16 protein-coding genes and 1 pseudogene are annotated in these 20,209 nt (G+C 71.3%); 13 read left to right on the top strand and 4 right to left on the bottom strand.

What is annotated here, in order from left to right; translation table 11 throughout:
* Positions 1–4 precede the first annotated feature (4 nt).
* Positions 5–538, bottom strand: coding sequence for a class I SAM-dependent methyltransferase (locus ACIQBL_RS24930; protein ID WP_401945140.1), 534 nt, complete (start codon positions 536–538; stop codon positions 5–7).
* A gap of 138 nt (positions 539–676) precedes the next feature.
* Between ACIQBL_RS24930 and cobT the strand changes: the two are divergent.
* The 3 genes and pseudogenes from cobT to ACIQBL_RS24915 all read left to right on the top strand — a co-directional run.
* Positions 677–1,756 (top strand): annotated as a pseudogene (cobT, locus tag ACIQBL_RS24925) (nicotinate-nucleotide--dimethylbenzimidazole phosphoribosyltransferase); the annotation flags it as partial.
* A gap of 859 nt (positions 1,757–2,615) precedes the next feature.
* Positions 2,616–4,382: a phosphatidylglycerol lysyltransferase domain-containing protein gene (locus ACIQBL_RS24920; RefSeq protein ID WP_401945139.1), complete on the top strand. Its 1,767-nt coding sequence runs from the start codon at positions 2,616–2,618 to the stop codon at positions 4,380–4,382.
* Positions 4,379–5,041, top strand: a complete 663-nt coding sequence (locus ACIQBL_RS24915) for a hypothetical protein (RefSeq protein ID WP_401945138.1) — start codon at positions 4,379–4,381, stop codon at positions 5,039–5,041. The genes ACIQBL_RS24920 and ACIQBL_RS24915 overlap by 4 nt, the downstream gene beginning before the upstream one ends.
* A gap of 30 nt (positions 5,042–5,071) precedes the next feature.
* On the opposite strand, the gene ACIQBL_RS24910 is transcribed toward ACIQBL_RS24915, so the two are convergent.
* The gene (locus tag ACIQBL_RS24910; RefSeq protein ID WP_401945137.1) at positions 5,072–5,839 is read right to left on the bottom strand and encodes a hypothetical protein; all 768 of its coding nucleotides are present in this window, start codon (positions 5,837–5,839) and stop codon (positions 5,072–5,074) included.
* Positions 5,840–5,899: 60 nt separating this feature from the next.
* Here ACIQBL_RS24910 and ACIQBL_RS24905 point away from each other — a divergent pair, with 60 nt between their 5' ends.
* Positions 5,900–6,676 carry an adenosylcobinamide-GDP ribazoletransferase gene (locus ACIQBL_RS24905; RefSeq protein ID WP_401945136.1) on the top strand — a complete coding sequence of 259 codons (777 nt, stop codon included), beginning with the start codon at positions 5,900–5,902 and terminating at the stop codon, positions 6,674–6,676.
* 49 nt (positions 6,677–6,725) lie between these two features.
* On the opposite strand, the gene ACIQBL_RS24900 is transcribed toward ACIQBL_RS24905, so the two are convergent.
* The gene (locus ACIQBL_RS24900; RefSeq protein ID WP_401945759.1) at positions 6,726–7,190 is read right to left on the bottom strand and encodes a hypothetical protein; all 465 of its coding nucleotides are present in this window, start codon (positions 7,188–7,190) and stop codon (positions 6,726–6,728) included.
* A 203-nt stretch (positions 7,191–7,393) separates the two neighbouring features.
* Here ACIQBL_RS24900 and ACIQBL_RS24895 point away from each other — a divergent pair, with 203 nt between their 5' ends.
* The 3 genes from ACIQBL_RS24895 to sucB all read left to right on the top strand — a co-directional run bounded on the left by ACIQBL_RS24895 (position 7,394) and on the right by sucB (position 12,552).
* Complete coding sequence (locus ACIQBL_RS24895) at positions 7,394–8,917, top strand: leucyl aminopeptidase (RefSeq protein WP_401945135.1); 1,524 nt, start codon at positions 7,394–7,396, stop codon at positions 8,915–8,917.
* A 389-nt stretch (positions 8,918–9,306) separates the two neighbouring features.
* Positions 9,307–10,695: a dihydrolipoyl dehydrogenase gene (lpdA, locus tag ACIQBL_RS24890; RefSeq protein ID WP_401945134.1), complete on the top strand. Its 1,389-nt coding sequence runs from the start codon at positions 9,307–9,309 to the stop codon at positions 10,693–10,695.
* Between the two features lie 57 nt (positions 10,696–10,752).
* The gene (sucB, locus tag ACIQBL_RS24885) at positions 10,753–12,552 is read left to right on the top strand and encodes a 2-oxoglutarate dehydrogenase, E2 component, dihydrolipoamide succinyltransferase (protein WP_401945133.1); all 1,800 of its coding nucleotides are present in this window, start codon (positions 10,753–10,755) and stop codon (positions 12,550–12,552) included.
* On the opposite strand, the gene ACIQBL_RS24880 is transcribed toward sucB, so the two are convergent.
* On the bottom strand, positions 12,489–13,094 hold the full coding sequence (locus ACIQBL_RS24880; RefSeq protein ID WP_401945132.1) for a hypothetical protein: 606 nt from the start codon (positions 13,092–13,094) through the stop codon (positions 12,489–12,491). The two genes, sucB and ACIQBL_RS24880, sit on opposite strands and share 64 nt — an antisense overlap.
* Before the next feature lie 254 nt (positions 13,095–13,348).
* Here ACIQBL_RS24880 and ACIQBL_RS24875 point away from each other — a divergent pair, with 254 nt between their 5' ends.
* The 6 genes from ACIQBL_RS24875 (at position 13,349) to ACIQBL_RS24850 (ending at position 20,189) form a co-directional block, all read left to right on the top strand.
* Positions 13,349–13,972 carry a GntR family transcriptional regulator gene (locus ACIQBL_RS24875; protein WP_019065401.1) on the top strand — a complete coding sequence of 208 codons (624 nt, stop codon included), beginning with the start codon at positions 13,349–13,351 and terminating at the stop codon, positions 13,970–13,972.
* Between the two features lie 277 nt (positions 13,973–14,249).
* Complete coding sequence (gene aceE, locus ACIQBL_RS24870) at positions 14,250–16,961, top strand: pyruvate dehydrogenase (acetyl-transferring), homodimeric type (RefSeq protein WP_401945131.1); 2,712 nt, start codon at positions 14,250–14,252, stop codon at positions 16,959–16,961.
* Positions 16,962–17,176: 215 nt separating this feature from the next.
* Positions 17,177–18,160, top strand: a complete 984-nt coding sequence (locus ACIQBL_RS24865) for a helix-turn-helix transcriptional regulator (protein WP_401945130.1) — start codon at positions 17,177–17,179, stop codon at positions 18,158–18,160.
* Between the two features lie 244 nt (positions 18,161–18,404).
* A complete protein-coding gene (locus tag ACIQBL_RS24860) occupies positions 18,405–18,926 on the top strand; it encodes a DUF4240 domain-containing protein (protein ID WP_401945758.1) in 522 nt (173 codons plus the stop codon).
* Positions 18,927–19,062: 136 nt separating this feature from the next.
* Entirely contained in the window at positions 19,063–19,599 is a 537-nt protein-coding gene (locus tag ACIQBL_RS24855) for a carboxymuconolactone decarboxylase family protein (protein WP_401945129.1), read from the top strand.
* Positions 19,600–19,709: 110 nt separating this feature from the next.
* Positions 19,710–20,189: a hypothetical protein gene (locus ACIQBL_RS24850; RefSeq protein ID WP_401945128.1), complete on the top strand. Its 480-nt coding sequence runs from the start codon at positions 19,710–19,712 to the stop codon at positions 20,187–20,189.
* The last annotated feature ends 20 nt before the right edge of the window (positions 20,190–20,209 follow it).

Raw genomic sequence — 20,209 nt, 5'->3', positions numbered from 1 at the left:
GCGGTCACGGCTGGTGGTTTTTGCGGGCGATGATCCGTTGCGGGGGCGGGAGCCGGTCCTGGAAGCCTCGGTGTTCGGTGACGATCTCGCAGTCCTGGGGGACCAGTTGGGCGCGCAGGTCGTCCGGGCGGCCTTCCATGAGGAGGAGGCCGCCGGGGCGCAGGACCGCGAGGGCCGCCTGGAGTTCGGCCTCGGGGTCGGGGGCGGGTGAGCGGTCGCGGAGGAGGCTGACGACGTCGTAGCGGGCGTGCAGGGCGGATGTGATGTGCGGGTCCGTGAGGTGGCCGGCGTAGGCCTCCTCGATGCGTTCGGCCGCGCGGGCCCGGACGACCCGTGGGGTGGGGTCGAGGCCGTCGAAGGACGTGTAGGGGAAGAGTTCTTTCGCCGTCTCGGGGAAGTGGCCGTCGCCCGTGCCGATGTCCAGCCAGCTCTCCGGTTCGGGGAGGAGCCGCAGGATCGCGCGGGCCAGTGCCCGGTGGCGGCGGCGTTCGTCGAGGGCGCTGACGCGCGTGCTGACGCGGGTGCGCAGGCTGTTCATGGGCGGCTCCCGGAGACGTACGGCAAAACGGTGCAAAACGATACGTACGGGATCTCGATCTTGAGGGCAAGGACGTCCGGGGCGCGTGGTGGCCATGTGGCTCTGTCGCGTGCGATCGCTGCCGGTACTGTTCGGCGAATGAGCTCGCTTAATCTCGACGACTTCACCGACCTGATCGAGCGCCCCGACGGCGGTGTGCGGCGCGACGCCGAGGCGCGGCGTGAACGTCAGATCGTGCCGCCCGGGTCGCTGGGCCGACTCGACGACCTGGGTGAGTGGCTGGCGGCGGCGCAGGGCGCCGTGCCGGTACGGCCGGTCGAACGGCCGCGTGTCGTGTTGTTCGCGGGTGACCACGGGGTCGCCGCGCTCGGCGTGTCGGCCCGACCGGCGGGCAGCGCCGACCAGTTGGTGCGCTCGGTCCTGGAGGGCGGCAGCCCGGCGGCGGTGCTCGCCCGGCGGCTCGGGGTGCCGGTACGGATCGTGGACATGGCCCTGGACTGCGAGCCGGGCGCACTGCCCGACGAGGTCGTGAAGCACCGCGTACGGCGGGGCAGCGGGCGGATCGACATCGAGGACGCGTTGACGTTGGAGGAGGCGACGGCCGCGTTCGAGGCCGGCGTCGCCGTCGCGAACGACGAAGCCGACTCCGGTACGGATCTGGTGGTCCTCGGCGATGTGAGCGTCGGCGGTACGACCCCGGCCTCCGTCCTGATCGCCGCGCTGTGCGGCACCGACGCGTCCGTCGTCACCGGGCGTGGCGGCCTCCCGATCGACGACCTGGCGTGGATGCGCAAGTGCGCGGCGATCCGGGACGCTCTGCGGCGGGCCCGGCCGGTGCTGGGCGACCAGTTGCAGCTCCTCGCGACGGTGGGCGGGGCCGACCTCGCCGCGATGACCGGGTTCCTTCTCCAGAGTGCCGTACGGAAGCTGCCGGTGATCCTGGACGGGGTCGTGGCCGCGGCCTGTGCGCTGGTGGGCCAGCGGGTCGCGTTCCGGGCGCCGGACTGGTGGCTGGCCGGGCAGAACAGCGGGGAGCCGGGGCAGGCGAAGGCGCTGGACCGGATGGCCCTGGAGCCCCTCCTCGACCACGGCGTGACCGTCGGCGAGGGCGCGGGCGCGCTGCTCGCGCTGCCCCTGGTGCAGGCCGCGGCGGCACTCGCCGCCGAACTCCCGCTCAAGCGGGATGAGTTGGCGGAGGGTTCCCCTGCCACGGTGGAGGCGGCTGCGGCTGCGGAGCCTGTGCTTGCCGTGGAGGCCGACGCGGCTACGGAGCCCGTGTCTGCCGTGGAGACCGATGCGGCTACGGAACCTGCGGCTGCCGCGCAGGCCGACGTCGCTGCGGAACCTGCGGCTGCTGTGAAGGCCGACGTCGCTGCGGAACCTGCGGCTGCTGTGAAGGCCGATGCGGCTGCGGAGCCCGTGCCTGCCGCAGAACCCGATGTAGCTGCGGAACCTGTACCTGCCGCGCAGGCCGACGCGGCTACGGAACCCGTGGCTGCCGTGGAGCCGCCCGTATCCGTTGCGGAGCCGGAGGGTGCCGCTCGGCCGGAGCGGGCCACAGAGCCGGAGAGTCCCGCGAGGTCGGAACAGGCCGCGCGGCCGGAGGCGGCCGTGGGACCGGAGAGGACCGCGGGGCAGGAACCGGCCGCAGGCCCGGAGAAGACCGCGGGGCAGGAACCGGCCGCAGGCCCGGAGAAGACCGAGGACCCGGTCGGCGCCGAGACGCCCGATGACGTGCAGGCGCCAGCCGACGTGCAGGCGCCAGCCGACCCGGAGAAGCCGACCGACGTGCAGGAGCCGGCCGACCCGGAGAAGCCGACCGACGCAGAGACACCGGCCGACGTCGAGAAGCCCGCCGCCGGGACATCAGCCGACGCGCAGAAGCCCGCCGACGTCGAGAAGTCGGCCGGTGTGGGAAAGCCCGAGGAGTAGGTGACGGGGGCCGGTGTGGAGAAGCCCGACGGATAGGCGGCGAGGCCCGGCGTGGAGAAGCCCCGGGAGTAAGTAACGTGGGCCCGGTCGTTGCGGCGACGGAAAAGAAGTGTTCGCCGCAGCAACGCCCATATGATCCTCCTTCATGGGAGATGTCCGGGTCGGGCCCGTTCAAGAACGTCATAGCTCAGGCGCCTCGCGGCGGGCCGCGGCCTTCGCCGTCTGGTATTTGCGGGCCGTCGCGTTCATCAACTTCCTCAGCGCGGCGTGGTTTTCGCTGGGGCAGGACGTACGACGGCACAACCAGGAGAACTTCTTCACGCCGTATCTGCTGACGGCCGGTTTCGCTTCCGGGGTGTTCACGGCGTTCCTCGCCATCACCATGCGGCGCCGCAAACGGGCCGCGTGGATCCTGAACCTGGTGGTCAGCGGGCTGTTCCTGGCGCTGTTCGCGTTCGCCATGTCGTTCCCGGAGATCCGGCGCTACGCGCAGAACTGGGTCTCCCTGGCGCTGACGGCGGCCTTCGTCGCCGCGCTGCTGGTGGGGCGGCGGGAGTTCTACGCCAAGGGCGACCGGTCCAACCCCCGGCTGGCCGCCGTCGTCGCCGTCGGCGGGACCCTGGTCGCCTCGCTGCTGGCCGGGCTGCTGGTGACGGTCACCAACCAGGCGCACGACGCGTCCCGTTCGACGTTCGTGGAGCGCTGGCACTACGGCGCGTTCCGGCTGGTCACGATCGACGCCCCGGAGAACCGCTTCCCCGGGATCTGGACCCCGAACTGGGCCAACGTCGCCATCAACGTGCTCAGCACGATCCTCGTCCTCGCCGTGTTCTACGCCGCGTTCCGCTCCCGGCGTGCCGTCGACCCGCTCACCGAGGACGACGAGAAGAAGCTGCGGGTACTGCTGGAGCGGCAGGGCGAGCGGGACTCGCTCGGGTACTTCGCGCTGCGCCGGGAGAAGAGCGTGGTGTGGTCGCCGACCGGCAAGGCGGCCGTCGCGTACCGGGTCGTGGGCGGGGTGTCGCTGGCGTCCGGCGACCCGATCGGCGATCCCGAGGCGTGGCCCGGCGCGATCGAGCCGTGGCTGGCGGAAGCCCGCGTTCACGGATGGATTCCGGCCGTCATGGGCGCGAGCGAGGAAGCGGGCACCGTCTACGCGCGGCACGGACTCGACGCCCTCGAACTCGGGGACGAAGCCCTCGTCGAGGTCGCCGACTTCACGCTGGAGGGGCGCGCCATGCGGACCGTACGGCAGGCCTACAACCGGGTGAAACGGGCCGGGTACACCGTGCGGATCCGGCGGCACGAGGACATTCCGGCCGAGGAGATGGCGTATCTGCTGAAGCGGGCGGACGACTGGCGGGACGGGGCGACGGAGCGCGGGTTCAGCATGGCGCTGGGGCGGCTCGGGGACCCGGACGACGGGCGCTGCGTGATGCTCGAATGCACCGACGGGGACGGTGAGTTGAGGGCGGTGCTGTCCTTCGTGCCGTGGGGTCCGCGCGGGTTGTCGCTCGACCTGATGCGGCGGGACCGCGACTCCGACAACGGGCTGATGGAGTTCATGGTGATCGAACTCCTGCGCCGCGCCCAGGAGATCGGGATCACCCAGGTCTCGCTCAACTTCGCCATGTTCCGTTCGGTCTTCGAAAGGGGGGCGCGGATCGGCGCCGGGCCGGTGCTGCGGCTGTGGAGGTCACTCCTCAGCTTCTTCTCGCGCTGGTGGCAGATCGAGTCGCTGTACCGCGCCAACGCCAAGTACCGGCCCATCTGGGAACCCCGGTTCCTGCTCTTCGAGAAGAGCGCGGACCTGCTGCGCATCGGCCTCGCGGCGGCGCGCGCGGAGGGGTTCCTGGAGGCGCCGGGACTGCCGAAGTGGCTGCACCGCAAGCACCTGGAGACGCACAGATGAACCGCCTCGCCCGCTGGGCCCGCGCCGAATGGGGACTGCTCTACGTCACCGTGCGCGAGCCGCTGCTGAAGCGGCGCCGGTGGGCGATCCCGATGACGCTCGGGGCGGTACTGCTGACGGCGGCGCTGCAGGTCGTGCAGAACCAGTCGTGGGGCTACCAGTTCGTGCAGGACGCGGGCGCGGTACGGGCCGAGGACCCGCTGTGGCTGGCGCTCCTGCGCACCCCGCTCTCCCTCTTCGTCCCGGCGCTCGACCTGCCCGTGTGGGGCGCGCTGGCGCAGATCCTCTTCGTGTTCGGCATCGCGGAGATCTGCATCGGCCGCTGGCGCACCCTGGTCATCGCCTACACCGCGACCCTCGCCGGCACGCTGTACGCCCGGCTGGGCATCTGGCTCGGCTTCGACAACCCGTTCGGGCTGCCCAGCTCGGACCGGCTGGTCGTGGACACCGGTCCCTCGGCCGCGGTGGTCGGCCTCGCGGTGTTCGTGGCGTGGCGCTACGGCGCGTACGCGACGGCGCTGGCGGTGACCGGGGCGATGGCGGTCGAGGTCATGCTGAAGGGGAACCTCGCCGGCAAGGAGCACTTGGCGGCGATCATCGCGGTGGGGTTGTTGTGCCTGGCTTCGGCGGTACGGCATCGGCGGCGCCGAGGGAGCTAGGCGCGGCGGGGCGGGCGTGGTGGGACGCGCTCACCGGCGCCCGGGAATCCGCGCCGGCTCCGGATCCGGTTTCCCGCCGATCCAGTCCTGGAAGGCGCGGCGCGGGCCCGCCCAGCGGCGGTCGTGGTGGTAGGCGCGGAGGGTGGAACGGGCCCGGGCCCGGTGGCGGCGCCGACGGTAGAAGCGCTTCGCCCAGGGGGAACCCGGGCGGGCCAGGCGGATCGCCCCGACGACGGCGACCAGCGGGACCAGCACACCGAAGACCGCCGTACGGGCCTTGCCCTTGCTCAGGGCGATCAGGGAGAAGAGGAAGTTGACCGCGACGCTGACGATGACGCCGGCGCGGTCGTGGAGTTCGGCGGCGCTGAGGTCGTTGACGCCGAACGGTGAGAAACCGGCGAGGACGAAGCCGACCAGGGCCGCCGTGAGCACCACCGCCTCCACGCTCTTGCGGCCCGCCTCGGTCCAGTACACGTCGTCGAGGTAGAGGATCAGCGCGAACTCGTCCAGCACCAGGCCCGCGCCGATCCCGAACACGATCGCGAACAGGGCCGACCCGACGCCGTAGCGCGTGCTGGCCACCGCGCCGAAGCCGCCGAGCACGGTGAGTACGACTCCGGGGACGACGTGGTGGATGTGGACGTCACCGGCCTTGATGTTGCCGAAGGGGCCCTTGCCGGCGCGGATCAGGCGGGTGATGACCCGGGTGATGAGGAACGTCAGGACGAAGGCGGTCAGCGCGAGGAGCAGGGGCAGTTTGCCCGGCTCGACGATGTTGCGGTGCAGCCAATGTCCCATATGCGCACTTTAGCGACGGCCGCCGGGAGCCTCTCCTTGATCGCCGGGTAACCTGCGCCGGTGTCCAAGACCCCGCGCCTCGACAGCCTCCGTTTCGCCTTCGGCACCCTGACCGTGCTCCCGGTGAGGGTGACCCGGTGGGACCGCGAAGCCGCGCGCGCCGGGATGATGGCGGCGCCGGTTGTCGGGGTGGTCGTCGGTGGCTGCGCGGCGGGGCTCGGGTTGCTGCTCCTGTTCCTGGGCGCGAGCCCGCTGCTCGCCGCGGTCGGCGGCGTCGCCGTACCCGCCGTCCTCACCCGGGGTCTGCACCTCGACGGGCTCGCGGACACGGCGGACGGGCTCGGGAGCGGGAAGCCGGCGGAGGACGCGCTGCGGATCATGAAGCAGTCGGACATCGGGCCGTTCGGGGTGCTCAGCCTTGTCTTCGTCCTGCTGGCTCAGGTGGCCGTGCTGGCGCAGCTGTACGGCGACTCGTGGGCCCGGGGGGCGGGGGCGGCGGTCGTATCGGCGGTCGCCGCACGGCTCGCGTTGACCTGGGGTGCTCGTGCGGGGGTGCCGGCGGCCCGGCCGGAGGGGCTGGGGGCCGCGGTTGCGGGGGTTGTGCCGGTTCGCTGGGCGCTGGGCCTGGTGGTGGGGCTTGTGGTCGTGGGTTGGGCGTGCGGGTCGGCTCTCAGGATGTACGGGATCGCGCCTGCGCTTGTCGTGGCACTCGTCGTCGCTGAGATTCTTCTGCGGCACTGTCGGCGGCGGTTCGGTGGGGTTACCGGGGACGTATTCGGGGGGCTTGCGGAGACTGCTGCTACGACTGCGCTCGTGGTGCTTGCGCTGAGTGGGTGAGTGCGGGTGCGTGGTGGCTGGTCGCGCCCGCGCGGCGGAGCCGCACATGTCACAGCCCCGCGCCCCCGGGTTGGCTGCCCTCGGGCATGTTCAGCGAACTCAGCTTCAGGCGGCGGGAGTTCGCGCAGAATTTTGTGGTCGGGAGTTCGTACTCGACGTGGAAGACCGCCTTGAGGTCGTTCTTCAGGCCGACCGCCATGCCCCGGGCGTGGGCCAGCTTGGCGACGAGGCGGATGTCGAGCCGGCGTTCGCCCTTCCAGCCGTTGCCCTTGCCCAGTGCCGACTTGGGGAACTTCCCGGCGTCCGGGCGGAAGCCCTCCCAGGCGCCGGTGTCGTAGACCGGCACGTCCACGGAGGTGTCCAGGCGCCCGCTGAGCTGCCACTGCCGGGCGGCGCCCGGGCGGGGCTGCCAGCGCTTCCCGGTGTGGGGCCGGGTACCCCAGGATGATCGCCCATGCCCGGTACCGCGACGACGGGGGTGGTGGCGAGGAGGGTGGACATCCGGGGCGAGGATCGAGAAGCGGCCACTCCGTCCCGCCAGGTGAACCCCTGGCGTGAATGAGCCGTCGTGCAGACGCGCGTAGGCTCGTCCTGGGCACTCGCCAGCACCCCCTGCCTACCGCCGCCGCAGGTCGGAAATAGGGTCGGCTGTCGGGCCCGGTCGACCCACCCCGCTCGACCACAGCAACTCCACATCGGAAGCGAGAATTCACCACTGTGACTGCTCTCACTCTCAGCACCGCCGCGGCGCCCGGCCTGCGGGCCGACGCGATCGTGATCGGTGTCGGCAAGGGCGGCAAGGGCCCGGTCGTCGCACCGGGCGCCGACGCCGTGGACAAGGCGTACGACGGCAGGCTCGCCGGCATCCTGGAGACCCTGGGCGCCTCCGGTGCCGAGGGCGAGATCACGAAGCTGCCCGCCCCGGCCGGCTTCAAGGCGCCGCTCGTCCTCGCGGTGGGGCTCGGCCCGGAGCCCGAGGACGACGAGGCCTACGGCGCCGAGGCACTGCGCCGGGCCGCGGGCGTCGCCGCCCGCGCCCTCACCGGCGCCAAGAAGGCCGCCTTCGCGCTCCCCCTCACCGACGCGGCCGACGCCGGCGCGATCGCCGAGGGCGCGCTGCTCGGCGCGTACTCCTTCGACGCGTACAAGGACAACGGCAAGGACGCGAAGGGCAACGGCAAGGGCCCGCTCGGCGAGGTCGCCCTGCTCGGCGGCAAGCCGCGCGACAAGGAGTACAAGGCGGCCGTAGAGCGTGCGCTGGCGGTCACCGAGGAGCTGAACCGCGCCCGCGACCTGGTCAACACCCCGCCGAACGACCTCGACCCCGAGGCCTTCGCGGCCGTGGCGCAGACCGCGGCCAAGGAGCACGGCATCAAGGTCGAGGTGCTCGACGAGAAGGCCCTGGAGAAGGGCGGCTACGGCGGCATCCTCGGCGTCGGCGCCGGTTCTGCGGCCGGTCCGCGCCTGGTCAAGCTGACGTACACGCACACCGACGCGACCAAGCACCTCGCGTTCGTCGGCAAGGGCATCACCTACGACTCGGGCGGCATCTCGCTCAAGCCGGCCGGGCACAACGAGACGATGAAGTGCGACATGAGCGGTGCCGCCGCCGTGTTCGCCGCCGTCGTCGCCGCCGCCCGTCTCGGCCTCGCGGTCAACGTCACCGGCTGGCTGGCGCTCGCCGAGAACATGCCGTCCGGTTCCGCGACCCGTCCCGGTGACGTGCTGCGCATGTACAGCGGCAAGACCGTCGAGGTCCTCAACACGGACGCGGAGGGCCGGCTGGTCCTCGCGGACGCGCTGTGGGCGGCGTCGGCGGAGAAGCCGGACGCGATCGTGGACGTGGCGACGCTGACGGGGGCGATGGTTCTGGCTCTGGGGAGCCGGACGTTCGGTGTGATGGCCAACGACGAGGCGTTCCGCTCCGCGATTGTCGAGGCCGCGGAGGAGGTCGGGGAGCCGTCCTGGCCGATGCCGTTGCCGGAGCACCTGCGTAAGGGGATGGACTCTCCCACCGCCGACATCGCGAACATGGGTGAGCGGATGGGGGGCGGGCTGGTCGCCGGGCTGTTCCTGCGGGAGTTCGTGGGTGAGGGGATCACCTGGGCGCATCTCGACATCGCTGGGCCCGCGTTCAACGAGGGCGGCCCCTTCGGTTACACCCCCAAGGGTGGGACGGGGTCTGCTGTGCGTACGTTGGTGCGGCTTGCGGAGCTGACCGCGGCGGGGGATCTGGGCTGACCTTCTTCGCCCAATAGCTCGATGCCTTTAGGTGCGTGGGCGACTGCGGGTCGGTTGTGGCCGGTCGCGCAGTTCCCCGCGCCCCTAGGGGGTCGCACCTAGCTCTGCGGCGACTGCGGGTCCGGTCGCGCCCCGCAGCGGAGCTGCATATCGATACAGCCCCGCGCCCCTGGGGGTCGCACCCAGGTGTCTCACCAATCCGCTGTCTCTCAAGTGAGCGTGTGGCGTCTCACACCCCGGCCCGGCGTCTCGTTGGCCCCGGACAAGTGCGAAGATGGGCTCGGCAGGACAGGGCCCCCACCACAGGGCCGGAGAAAGAGCGGCCGGACACCAGCCGCCGCGCGGTCACTGACGACCGGCGTACGGCGCACATGCATGGAGGACGTGACGTGGCGAACGACGCCAGCACCGTTTTCGACCTAGTGATCCTCGGCGGTGGTAGTGGCGGTTACGCCGCGGCGCTGCGCGGGGCCCAGCTGGGACTGGACGTCGCCCTGATCGAGAAGGACAAGGTCGGCGGCACCTGCCTGCACCGAGGATGCATCCCCACGAAGGCTCTGCTCCACGCGGGCGAGATCGCCGACCAGGCCCGCGAGAGCGAGCAGTTCGGCGTCAAGGCCACCTTCGAGGGCATCGACGTACCGGCCGTCCACAAGTACAAGGACGGCGTCATCTCGGGCCTCTACAAGGGTCTGCAGGGTCTGATCGCATCCCGCAAGGTGCACTACATCGAGGGTGAGGGCAAGCTCACCTCCCCCACCTCCGTCGACGTCAACGGCCAGCGCGTTCAGGGCCGCCACGTCCTGCTGGCGACCGGCTCCGTGCCGAAGTCGCTGCCGGGCCTGGAGATCGACGGCAACCGGATCATCTCCTCGGACCACGCCCTCGTCCTGGACCGCGTGCCGCAGTCCGCGATCATCCTGGGCGGCGGTGTCATCGGCGTGGAGTTCGCCTCCGCGTGGAAGTCCTTCGGCGCCGACGTGACGATCGTCGAGGGCCTGAAGCACCTCGCCCCCCTTGAGGACGAGAACTCCTCCAAGCTTCTTGAGCGCGCCTTCCGCAAGCGCGGCATCAAGTTCAACCTGGGCACCTTCTTCTCGAAGGCCGAGTACACCGAGTCCGGTGTCAAGGTCACCCTCGCCGACGGCAAGGAGTTCGAGGCCGAGGTGCTGCTCGTCGCCGTCGGCCGCGGGCCCGTCTCCGCCGGTCTCGGCTACGAGGAGCAGGGCGTCGCCATGGACCGCGGCTACGTCCTGGTCGACGAGTACATGCGGACGAACGTCCCGACCGTCTCCGCCGTCGGTGACCTGGTCCCGACGCTCCAGCTCGCGCACGTCGGCTTCGCCGAGGGCATCCTGGTGGCGGAGCGTCTGGCCGGTCTGAAGACCGTTCCGATCGACTACGACGGTGTCCCCCGGGTGACGTACTGCCACCCCGAGGTCGCCTCCGTGGGCATCACCGAGGCCAAGGCCAAGGAGATCTACGGCGCGGACAAGGTCGTCGCTCTGAAGTACAACCTCGCGGGCAACGGCAAGAGCAAGATCCTCAACACCTCGGGCGAGATCAAGCTCGTCCAGGTGAAGGACGGTGCCGTGGTCGGCGTCCACATGGTCGGCGACCGTATGGGCGAGCAGGTCGGCGAAGCCCAGCTGATCTACAACTGGGAGGCGCTGCCCGCCGAGGTCGCCCAGCTGATCCACGCCCACCCGACGCAGAACGAGGCGCTCGGCGAGGCCCACCTGGCACTGGCGGGCAAGCCTCTCCACTCCCACGACTGACCCCCTCGGTCGGACGACGACACAGACTTCCGCAATTCGTAAGGAGCAACCGAAACCATGGCGGTTTCCGTAACCCTTCCGGCGCTCGGTGAAAGCGTCACCGAGGGCACTGTCACCCGCTGGCTGAAGGCCGAGGGCGAGCGCGTCGAGGCCGACGAGCCGCTGCTGGAGGTGTCGACCGACAAGGTCGACACCGAGATCCCCTCGCCCGTCGCCGGTGTGCTGGCCTCCATCAAGGTGGCCGAGGACGAGACCGTCGAGGTCGGCGCCGAGCTGGCCGTGATCGACGACGGCACCGGCGCCCCCGCCGCTGCCCCGGCCCCGGCCGCCGAGCCCGTGGCGGCTCCCGCTCCGGCGCCCGTCGCCGAGGCCCCCGCGGCTCCGGCGCCCGCCCCGGCCGCGCCCGCCCCCGTTGCCGCCGCTCCGGCCGGTGGCGCCTCCGGTACCGACGTCGTGCTGCCCGCACTGGGCGAGTCGGTCACCGAGGGCACCGTCACCCGCTGGCTGAAGGCGGTCGGCGAGGAGGTCGCTGAGGACGAGCCCCTCCTTGAGGTCTCCACGGACAAGGTCGACACCGAGATCCCCTCGCCGGTCGCCGGCGTCCTGCTGGAGATCCTGGTCGGCGAGGACGAGACCGCCGAGGTCGGCGCCAAGCTCGCCGTCGTCGGCGCCCCGGGTGCCGCTCCGGCGGCTGCTCCGGCTCCGGCCGCCCCGGCACCCGCTCCGGTGGCCGCCGCTCCGGCTCCGGCCCCCGCGCCGGTGGCCCCCGCGGCTCCGGTCGCACCGCCCGCCCCGGTCGCCGCCGCTCCGGCTCCGGTCGCCCCCGCCGCCCCGGCCCCCGCGCCGGTCGTGGCTCCGGCTCCGGCTCCGGTGGCCCCGGCCGCTCTGGCGCCCGCCGCCGCGCAGGCCACGGACGACGGCGCCTACGTGACCCCGCTGGTGCGCAAGCTCGCCGCCGAGAACGGCGTCGACCTGGGCACCGTCAAGGGCACCGGCGTCGGCGGTCGTATCCGCAAGCAGGACGTCATCGCCGCCGCCGAGGCCGCGAAGGCCGCCGCAGCCGCTCCGGCGCCCGTCGCCGCTGCCGCCGCTCCGGCCGCCGCCGCCAAGAAGACGCCGACCCTGGAGGCCTCTCCCCTCCGCGGCCAGACCGTCAAGATGCCCCGCATCCGCAAGGTCATCGGCGACAACATGGTCAAGGCGCTGCACGAGCAGGCGCAGCTGTCCTCGGTCGTCGAGGTCGACGTCACGCGGCTGATGCGGCTGCGCGGCCAGGCGAAGGACTCCTTCGCGGCGCGCGAGGGCGTCAAGCTCTCCCCGATGCCGTTCTTCGTGAAGGCGGCGGCCCAGGCGCTGAAGGCCCACCCGGCCATCAACGCCCGGATCAACGTCGACGAGGGCACGATCACCTACTTCGACACCGAGAACGTCGGTATCGCGGTGGACTCCGAGAAGGGCCTGATGACCCCGGTCATCAAGCACGCGGGCGACCTGAACATCGCCGGTATCGCCAAGGCCACCGCCGAGCTGGCGGGCAAGGTCCGGGCGAACAAGATCACCCCGGACGAGCTGTCCGGCGCGACCTTCACCATCTCCAACACCGGTTCGCGCGGCGCGCTCTTCGACACGATCATCGTGCCGCCGAACCAGGTCGCGATCCTCGGCATCGGCGCCACGGTCAAGCGCCCGGCCGTCATCGAGACGGAGGAGGGCACGGTCATCGGCGTCCGCGACATGACGTACCTGACCCTCTCCTACGACCACCGCCTGGTGGACGGCGCCGACGCGGCCCGTTACCTGACGGCCGTCAAGGCGATCCTGGAGGCGGGCGAGTTCGAGGTCGAGCTCGGCCTGTAAGCCACCTGGTCCGTTTGTACGGTGCCCCCGTTCCGGAGCCTTCCGGGCGGGGGCGCCGTGTTTCTCAGGCAGTCCCGTGAGGTGAGCTTCCCGGTCCTCGGGGCGATGCCGACGAGGAAGCCCCGTCCCTCCACCTGCCGGACCATGTCCTGGGCGGCCCGGCGAAGCCGAGAGCGGGGGAGGGCGTCCCGGGACATGTCGCTCAGCATCCGGGCGTACGATCCCGTGGTGTGCCAGGCGCCGATGTCGCCGCCGGGCGGGGTGTACGGCTTGTCGGTGGGGTTCTCGACGGCGCCGTACTCCCACTGGTTCGTCCCCGTGATACGGAAGCCCCGGCCGACGTGGCCGAGCTTCTGGGCGCCGTCCGGTTTCACGAAGACGCAGGCGCCGCCGCCGGACGCGATGCCGGACATGTTCCGCAGGGGCGTACCGGTCGTCGCCGCCGCGTGGGAAGGTGTCGGCCCGCACCCCGCCACCCCCAGGGTCAGCGCCGCCACGGCCACCGGTCCGAGCCCCGCGCCGCGAGAAAGTCCACTGTTCACGCCATCCCCCGATGTGCCGAGGGGTACCTCTCCCGACACCCCCTATGGACGGCGACACCGTTCGGGGCGGGGAGGCTCTGCCGGTGACACGGCGGTGACGGCTCCGGTCCCGGGCCGGTACGGGTCTTTACGGAGCCGGTTGCCCTGACAGCGTGTAAGTCTCGTCTCACCTGCAGGAAAGCGCCCCCGTGCGCCCCTCCCGAGCGGGCGCGCGGCCTTATTGTCTAGATGTCAAACGCCCTTAAGGAGCTCTCATGACCGCGCCCGTCGTCCACTCGCTGCGCGAACAGATCCGCGAGCACATCGTGGAGGGGATCGTCAGCGGGCGCTGGAAGCCGGGCGAGCGGATCGTGGAGCGACGGATCGCGACCGAGCTGGAGGTCAGCCAGACGCCGGTGCGCGAAGCGCTGCGCGAGCTGGAGTCGCTGCGGCTGATCGAGTCGGCACCGAACAAGGGCGTACGGGTACGGAATCTGACCGCGGCCGACCTGGAGGAGAGCTACCCGGTGCGGGCCGGCCTGGAGGCCATCGCGGCGGAGCTGGCGGCGGAGAAGCTGGCGGAGGACTGCTCAGCACTTGAGCCGCATGTCGCCGCCCTGTACGAGGCGGACCGTGACGCGGACGGCACCGGTCAGGTGCGGCACACGGTCGGCTTCCACCGGGAGCTGGTCCGGGCGGCCGGGAACTCGGTGCTGCTGCACACCTGGGAGGGCCTCGGCATCGAGGTGTTCACGGCGCTGTCGATCCGCTGGCTGGGGACGGTGCAGCAGTCGTACGCGGAGGAGCACGAGGAGTTGGTGGCCGCGTTCCGGCGCCGGGATCCGCGTATCGCGGAGTTGGTGAAGGCGCACGTTCTGGGCTGCGCGCCGCGCCCGTGACGCAGCCGAGCGCAGCTATGCTCACCTGCGAAAACTCCCCGGAAACCGGCGAAAAACACGGCACCCGGTGCCCTCGCAAAAGGCACCCCGTGCCGACTTTCTCGTAATCAAGATATTTTGCCCGGGAACCTTTGATCGATCATCGATCAGGGAGTTACAGTCACCGACGGGCTCCCACCACGGGGCCCGCCGCCCTGTCCTGCCAAAGACCAAGGGCACCCCCGAAAACACCCCTTGCCGACGAGGGCACCCCCCTTCGACTGAGGAAGGCGGCGACATGACCGACCCCTACGCCATCCAGCCGAGCGAGCTCGACCAGCTCCCGGACCGCGACCCCGAGGAGACCGCCGAATGGCAGGCCTCCCTGGACGCCGTGACGAAGGCTGCCGGCCCGCACCGTGCGGCGTACCTGATGCGCCGCACGCTGGAGCGCGCGGAGGGCAACGGCATCGCGCTGCCCAAGCTGCTTGAGACGGACTACGTCAACACCATCCCGACCGCCGCCGAGCCGTCCGCGCCCGGCGACGACGCGATGGAGCACCGGATCACCGCGTGGAACCGCTGGAACGCGGCGGCCATGGTGACCCGGGGCGCGAAACACGGCGTCGGCGGCCACATCGCCACCTTCGCCTCGGCGGCCTGGCTGTACGAGACCGGCTTCAACCACTTCTTCAAGGGCAAGGAATCCCAGGAAGCGCCCGGCTCCGGCGACCAGCTGTACATCCAGGGCCACGCCTCCCCCGGCATCTACGCCCGCGCCTTCCTCGACGGCCGCCTCACCGAGGCGCACCTCGACAACTTCCGCCAGGAGGCGGGCGGCAACGGCCTCCCGTCGTACCCGCACCCGCGCCGGCTGCCCTGGCTGTGGGAGTTCCCGACGGTGTCGATGGGCCTCGGCCCGCTCTCCGCGATCTACCAGGCGCGCTTCAACCGCTATCTGACCGCGCGCGGCATCAAGGACGTCTCCGAGTCGCACGTCTGGGCGTTCCTCGGCGACGGCGAGATGGACGAGCCCGAGTCGACGGCGGCCCTCGCACTGGCGAGCCGCGAGGGTCTGGACAACCTGACCTTCGTCATCAACTGCAACCTCCAGCGCCTCGACGGCCCGGTCCGCGCGAACTTCAAGATCGTGCAGGAGCTGGAGGCCCAGTTCCGGGGCGCCGGCTGGAAGGTCGTCAAGTCCCTGTGGGGCAACGCCTGGGACGAGCTGTTCCAGCTCGACACCACGGGCGCGCTCGTACGACGGCTGCGCGAGGTACCGGACGCCCAGGTGCAGACGTACCAGACGCGCGGCGCCGCCTACATCCGCGAGGACTTCTTCGGCAAGGACCCGGCGCTCGTCGAGCTGGCGAAGCTGCTGAGCGACGACAAGATCCTGGAGTGTTTCCACCTCTCGCGCGGTGGTCACGAGTCGCGCAAGGTCTACGCCGCGTACAAGGCGGCCCTGGAGCACAAGGGCGGCCCGACGGTCATCCTGGCGCAGACGGTCAAGGGCCACACGCTGGGCGAGGGCTTCGCGTCGAAGAACGCCAACCACCAGATGAAGAAGCTGTCGACGGACGAGTTCAAGCAGATGCGTGATCTGCTCGAACTCCCCATCAAGGACAGCGACTTCGTCGACGGGGTCGTGCCCTACGGCCACCCCGGCGCCGACTCCCCCGAGGTGCGGTACCTCCAGGAGCGCCGCGCGGCCCTCGGCGGTCCGGCCCCGGCCCGTCGTACGCACGCGCTGCCCGCGCTCCCCGCCCCCGCGGAGAAGGCGTTCGCGTCCTTCGACAAGGGCTCGGGCAGCCAGAACGTGGCGACGACGATGGCGTTCGTACGTCTCGTGAAGGACCTGGTCCGCGACAAGGAGACCGGCAAGCGCTGGGTGCCGATCGTCCCCGACGAGGCGCGCACGTTCGGCATGGAGTCGCTGTTCCCGTCGCTCGGGATCTACTCCCCCAAGGGCCAGACGTACGAGCCCGTCGACCGCGACCAGCTCATGTACTACAAGGAGGCCAAGAACGGCCAGATCCTCAACGAGGGGATCACCGAGGCCGGTTCGATGGCCGACTTCATCGCCGCGTCGACGTCGTACGCGACGCACGGCGAGGCGATGATCCCCTTCTACATCTTCTACTCGATGTTCGGCTGGCAGCGCACGGCCGACCAGATGTGGCAGCTCGGCGACCAGCTCGGCCGCGGCTTCCTGGTCGGCGCGACGGCGGGCCGTACGACGCTGACGGGCGAGGGTCTCCAGCACGCGGACGGTCACTCGCCGGTCATCGCGGCGACGAACCCGGCGGCTCTTTCGTACGACCCGGCGTTCGCCTACGAGGTCGCGGCGATCGTGAAGGACGGTCTGCGCCGGATGTACGGCGAGACGGCCCAGGGCGAGGACCCGAACGTCTTCTACTACCTCACCGTCTACAACGAGCCGATCCCGCAGCCCGCCAAGCCGGCCGGCCTCGGTATCGACGAGGGCATCGTCAAGGGCCTGTACCGCTTCAACACGGCGGAATCGGCGGGGCTTTCGCCCGCCGCCAACGCGGCGCGGATCCAGCTGCTCGGTTCCGGTACGGCGATCCACTGGGCGCTGAAGGCGCAGCGGTTGCTCGCCGAGGAGTGGGGTGTGGCGGCCGATGTCTGGTCGGCGACGTCCTGGACCGAGTTGCGGCGGGACGCGCTGGACGCGGATGCGGCGCTGTTGCGGGGCGAGGAGCGGGTGCCGTATGTGCGGCAGGCGCTGCACGGGGCCGAGGGGCCGGTGCTCGCGGTCTCCGACTACATGCGGCAGGTTCCCGACCAGATCGCGCAGTGGGTCGAGCAGGACTGGTCGTCGCTGGGGGCGGACGGGTTCGGTCTGTCCGACACCCGTGACGCGGCTCGGCGTTACTTCGGCGTCGACGCGGAGTCGATCGTCGTGGCGGCGCTGGCGCAGCTGGCGCGGCGCGGGGAAGTGAAGGCCACGGCGGTGAAGGAGGCGCGGGAGCGCTACGGGCTGTAGGGGGTGTTTTCGCCCCCGCCGCCCCTACCCGTCCCGTCCCTGGGGGCTGCCGCCCCCAGACCCCCGCTTCGGCCTGAACGGCCTCGTCCTCAAACGCCGGAGGGGCTGAAATGCAGCCCCTCCGGCGTTTGAGGAGCGGGGTCTGGGGCGGAGCCCCGGAAGGATGGGACGGGTAGGGGCGGCGGGGGCGAGATCAGACCCCTCATCATGAACGCATGCGCGCTGCCCGTCTCATCAAAATGGTGCTGCTGCTCCAGTCCCGCGCCGGCATGACCGCCGCCGAGCTGGCGCGGGAGCTGGAGGTGTCCGAGCGGACCGTCACCCGGGACGCGCAGGCGCTGTCGGAGGCGGGGGTCCCGGTGTACGCGGACCGGGGGCGGGCCGGTGGGTACCGGCTCGTCGGCGGGTACCGGACCCGGCTCACGGGGCTGGCCCGCGGCGAGGCGGAGGCGCTGTTCCTGAGCGGGGTGCCGGGGGCGCTGCGCGAGATGGGGCTGGAGGACGCGGCGTCGGCCGCCCGGCTGAAAGTCTCCGCGGCTCTTCTCCCCTCCCTGTCGGATGCCTCGCGGGCGGCGGCGCAACGGTTCCACCTCGACGCGCCGAGCTGGTTCACGGAGCCCAAGACCCCCGAACTGCTCCCCGCCGTGGCGGACGCGGTGTGGGACGACCGCCGGGTGGTCGCGCGGTACCGGCGCGGGGACGCCGAGGTCGAGCGGGAGTTGGAGCCGTACGGGCTCGTGCTCAAGGCGGGCGTCTGGTACCTGTGCGCCCGGGTCGCCGGCCGTGATTCCTTCCGGGTGTACCGGATCGACCGGTTCACGGCGATCGATCCGGCGGGGGCCGACGAGCGCTTCGTACGGCAGGAGGATTTCGATCTTCCGGCGTTCTGGCAGGAGCGGGCGGGGCAGTTCGCGCGGTCGATCCTCCGGGCGGAGGTGGTGGTGCGGCTGTCGCCCGACGGCGCGCGGAGACTGCCGTACGCCGTCGATCCGACCGCGGCCAGGGAGGCACTGGAGCGCGCGGGCACGCCGGAGGACGGCGACGGATGGCTGACGGTGACCCTCCCGGTGGAGTCAGAGGAGGTCGCCCACGCGCAGCTGGCCGGGCTGGGGCCGGACGTGGAGGTGCTGGCGCCGGAGAGTCTGCGGGCACGGTTCACGAGCGACACGCTGCGGCTGGCGGCGCTGTACGGGACGTAGCGATCCGCTCCCCTCCAGGCGACCGGCCGGCCCGGAGGGATCGAGAAGATCACCCGCCAACCAGCTCGCGGAGTCCTGGCCCGACTCAGCGGTGCCCTCTCCGGAGAGTCTGCGGGAGCGGTTGGTGAGCGGCGTGGTGCCGCTGGGCGCGCTGTACCGCCCATAACGATCTGCCCCGCTCCAGGTGACAATCCGCTGCACTCCACGTGCGCGCCACCCGTCCAGGACCGATGCTTGACCCGTGATGGACGAGACGGAGTTCTGGGAGCTGGTGGACGGCACCCGCGAGGCCGCCGAGGGCGACCCCGAGGAGCAGGCCGACCTGCTCGTGGACCGGCTTCTGCAGTTGGACCCGGAGCTGGTCCTGGACTTCGCCCGGCATTTCGAGGCCCGTTACAACCGCGCCTACACCTGGGACCTGTGGGGTGCCGCGTGGGTGCTGCTCGACGGGGCGAGCGACGACGCGTTCGACTTCTTCCGGTGCTGGCTGATCGGTCAGGGCCGCGAGGTGTACGAGGGTGCCGTGCACGATCCCGACGCGCTGGCCGACCTCATCGACGACTTCGACGACGAGATCGACGGCGACGGTGAGGAGCTGGGGTTCGCGGCGGACGAGGCGTACGAGCAGCTCACCGGCACCGTCGCCCCCGACCTGGGGATCCCCCCGGCGCCCGCCGAGCCGCTCGGGGCAGCGCTCGACCTGGAGAACGAGGCGGTACTGGCGGAACGGTTCCCGAAGTTGCGGGAGAGGTTCCGGCAGGAGTGAGGAGGGTACGGCGATGGGTGCCCGTGCCCGTGCCCGTGCCCGTGCCCGTGCCCGTGCCCGTTGCCCGTCGCCCGTTGCCCGCCCCCCCGTACCCGTTACCCGCCCCTCGATCGGCCGGATCCCAGTGAGGTCACCCGTGGCTCGCATCCCGTACCCCGAGCATTCCGCCCCCGCCGTGGACAAGCTCCCCACTCCCCTGAACGCGTTCCGCATGCTCTCGCACGCCCCGGATCTGCCGGGTCCCGCGATAGACCTGGCCATGGCCGTGCTCGGGTCGTCGTTGCCGGTGCGGTTGCGCGAGCTGGCGGTGATGGCGGTGGCGGCGCGTACGGACTGCGCGTACGGGCTCGTCCAGCACCGTCCGATCGCGCTGGACGCGGGGGTGACGGCCGATCAGCTGGCCGCGATCGTCGAACTCCGGGCGGAGGAGGGCGAGTTCGACGAGGTGGAGTGGACGCTGCTGACCGCGACGGAGGAACTGCTGGCCCGACACACCCTCGCGGAGGCCACGTTGGGCGCGCTGCGCAAGCACTTCACGGACCGTCAGGTGGTCGAGCTGATCACCACGGTCGGGTACTTCACGATGCTGGCCGGCCTCCTGAACGGCCTGGACGTGGACATCGATCCGGCGGGCGAGCAGCACTTCGGACCCAGCCGTCGCCAGAACCCGTAACGGTCCGTCAACTCACCTGTCACAGAGGTGTCTTGAAGCGACTCCGGCCGCAACTCCCGCACTGCTGCGGCTCTCCTACGAAGCGACAACACCGCTTCCCCGGAGGGGCCATGTTCCCGATCGTTCGCACCCGCTCGATGATTCTGCTCGGCGCGGCCATCGTCGTCGTGGGGGTCGCCGCGCTGGGCGGCGCCCTCCTGTCGACCGGGAAGGACACCGAAGGCGTCGACATCGGCGACCCGGATCCGCAGGCCGTCAGCACGGTCTCCGTCTGCACGGACGTGAAGGTCCACGCATGGGTCACGATGAACGTCGGGACGGTGGCCAAGCCCGAGAACAAGAAGGTCGACTACGACGTCGACGCGACCGCCCACGACCACGATCCCTTCGGCCGGACCTTGGCCAAGGGCTGCAACATGGCCGCGGGAGCCTTCGGTTCCCGGCTGGAGTTCAAGGCACCCGGCCTGAACAAGGGCCGGCCGCTCTATGTGACCGCGCCGGCCGACCGGCGGCACGTACTGGTGCTGCGGCTCACCCGGCACGCCGACGGAACGGTCAGCAGTGCCCAGGAGTTGGTCGCCGCGCGCTGACGACCACGCCCCGACCGCCT

This window comes from Streptomyces sp. NPDC088350 (assembly GCF_044753545.1).
Lineage (GTDB): Bacteria > Actinomycetota > Actinomycetes > Streptomycetales > Streptomycetaceae > Streptomyces.
This window is presented reverse-complemented; position numbering and strand designations above follow the sequence as displayed.

What these genes read in the sequence shown, in the direction of transcription:
- ACIQBL_RS24930 (WP_401945140.1), bottom strand. Translation starts at nt 538, where the DNA reads ATGAACAGCCTGCGCACCCGCGTCAGCACGCGCGTCAGCGCCCTCGAC.
- aceE (WP_401945131.1), top strand. Translation starts at nt 14,250, where the DNA reads ATGACCGACCCCTACGCCATCCAGCCGAGCGAGCTCGACCAGCTCCCG.
- ACIQBL_RS24860 (WP_401945758.1), top strand. Translation starts at nt 18,405, where the DNA reads ATGGACGAGACGGAGTTCTGGGAGCTGGTGGACGGCACCCGCGAGGCC.
- ACIQBL_RS24915 (WP_401945138.1), top strand. Translation starts at nt 4,379, where the DNA reads ATGAACCGCCTCGCCCGCTGGGCCCGCGCCGAATGGGGACTGCTCTAC.
- ACIQBL_RS24865 (WP_401945130.1), top strand. Translation starts at nt 17,177, where the DNA reads ATGCGCGCTGCCCGTCTCATCAAAATGGTGCTGCTGCTCCAGTCCCGC.
- ACIQBL_RS24910 (WP_401945137.1), bottom strand. Translation starts at nt 5,839, where the DNA reads ATGGGACATTGGCTGCACCGCAACATCGTCGAGCCGGGCAAACTGCCC.
- ACIQBL_RS24875 (WP_019065401.1), top strand. Translation starts at nt 13,349, where the DNA reads ATGACCGCGCCCGTCGTCCACTCGCTGCGCGAACAGATCCGCGAGCAC.
- ACIQBL_RS24920 (WP_401945139.1), top strand. Translation starts at nt 2,616, where the DNA reads ATGGGAGATGTCCGGGTCGGGCCCGTTCAAGAACGTCATAGCTCAGGC.
- ACIQBL_RS24850 (WP_401945128.1), top strand. Translation starts at nt 19,710, where the DNA reads ATGTTCCCGATCGTTCGCACCCGCTCGATGATTCTGCTCGGCGCGGCC.
- sucB (WP_401945133.1), top strand. Translation starts at nt 10,753, where the DNA reads ATGGCGGTTTCCGTAACCCTTCCGGCGCTCGGTGAAAGCGTCACCGAG.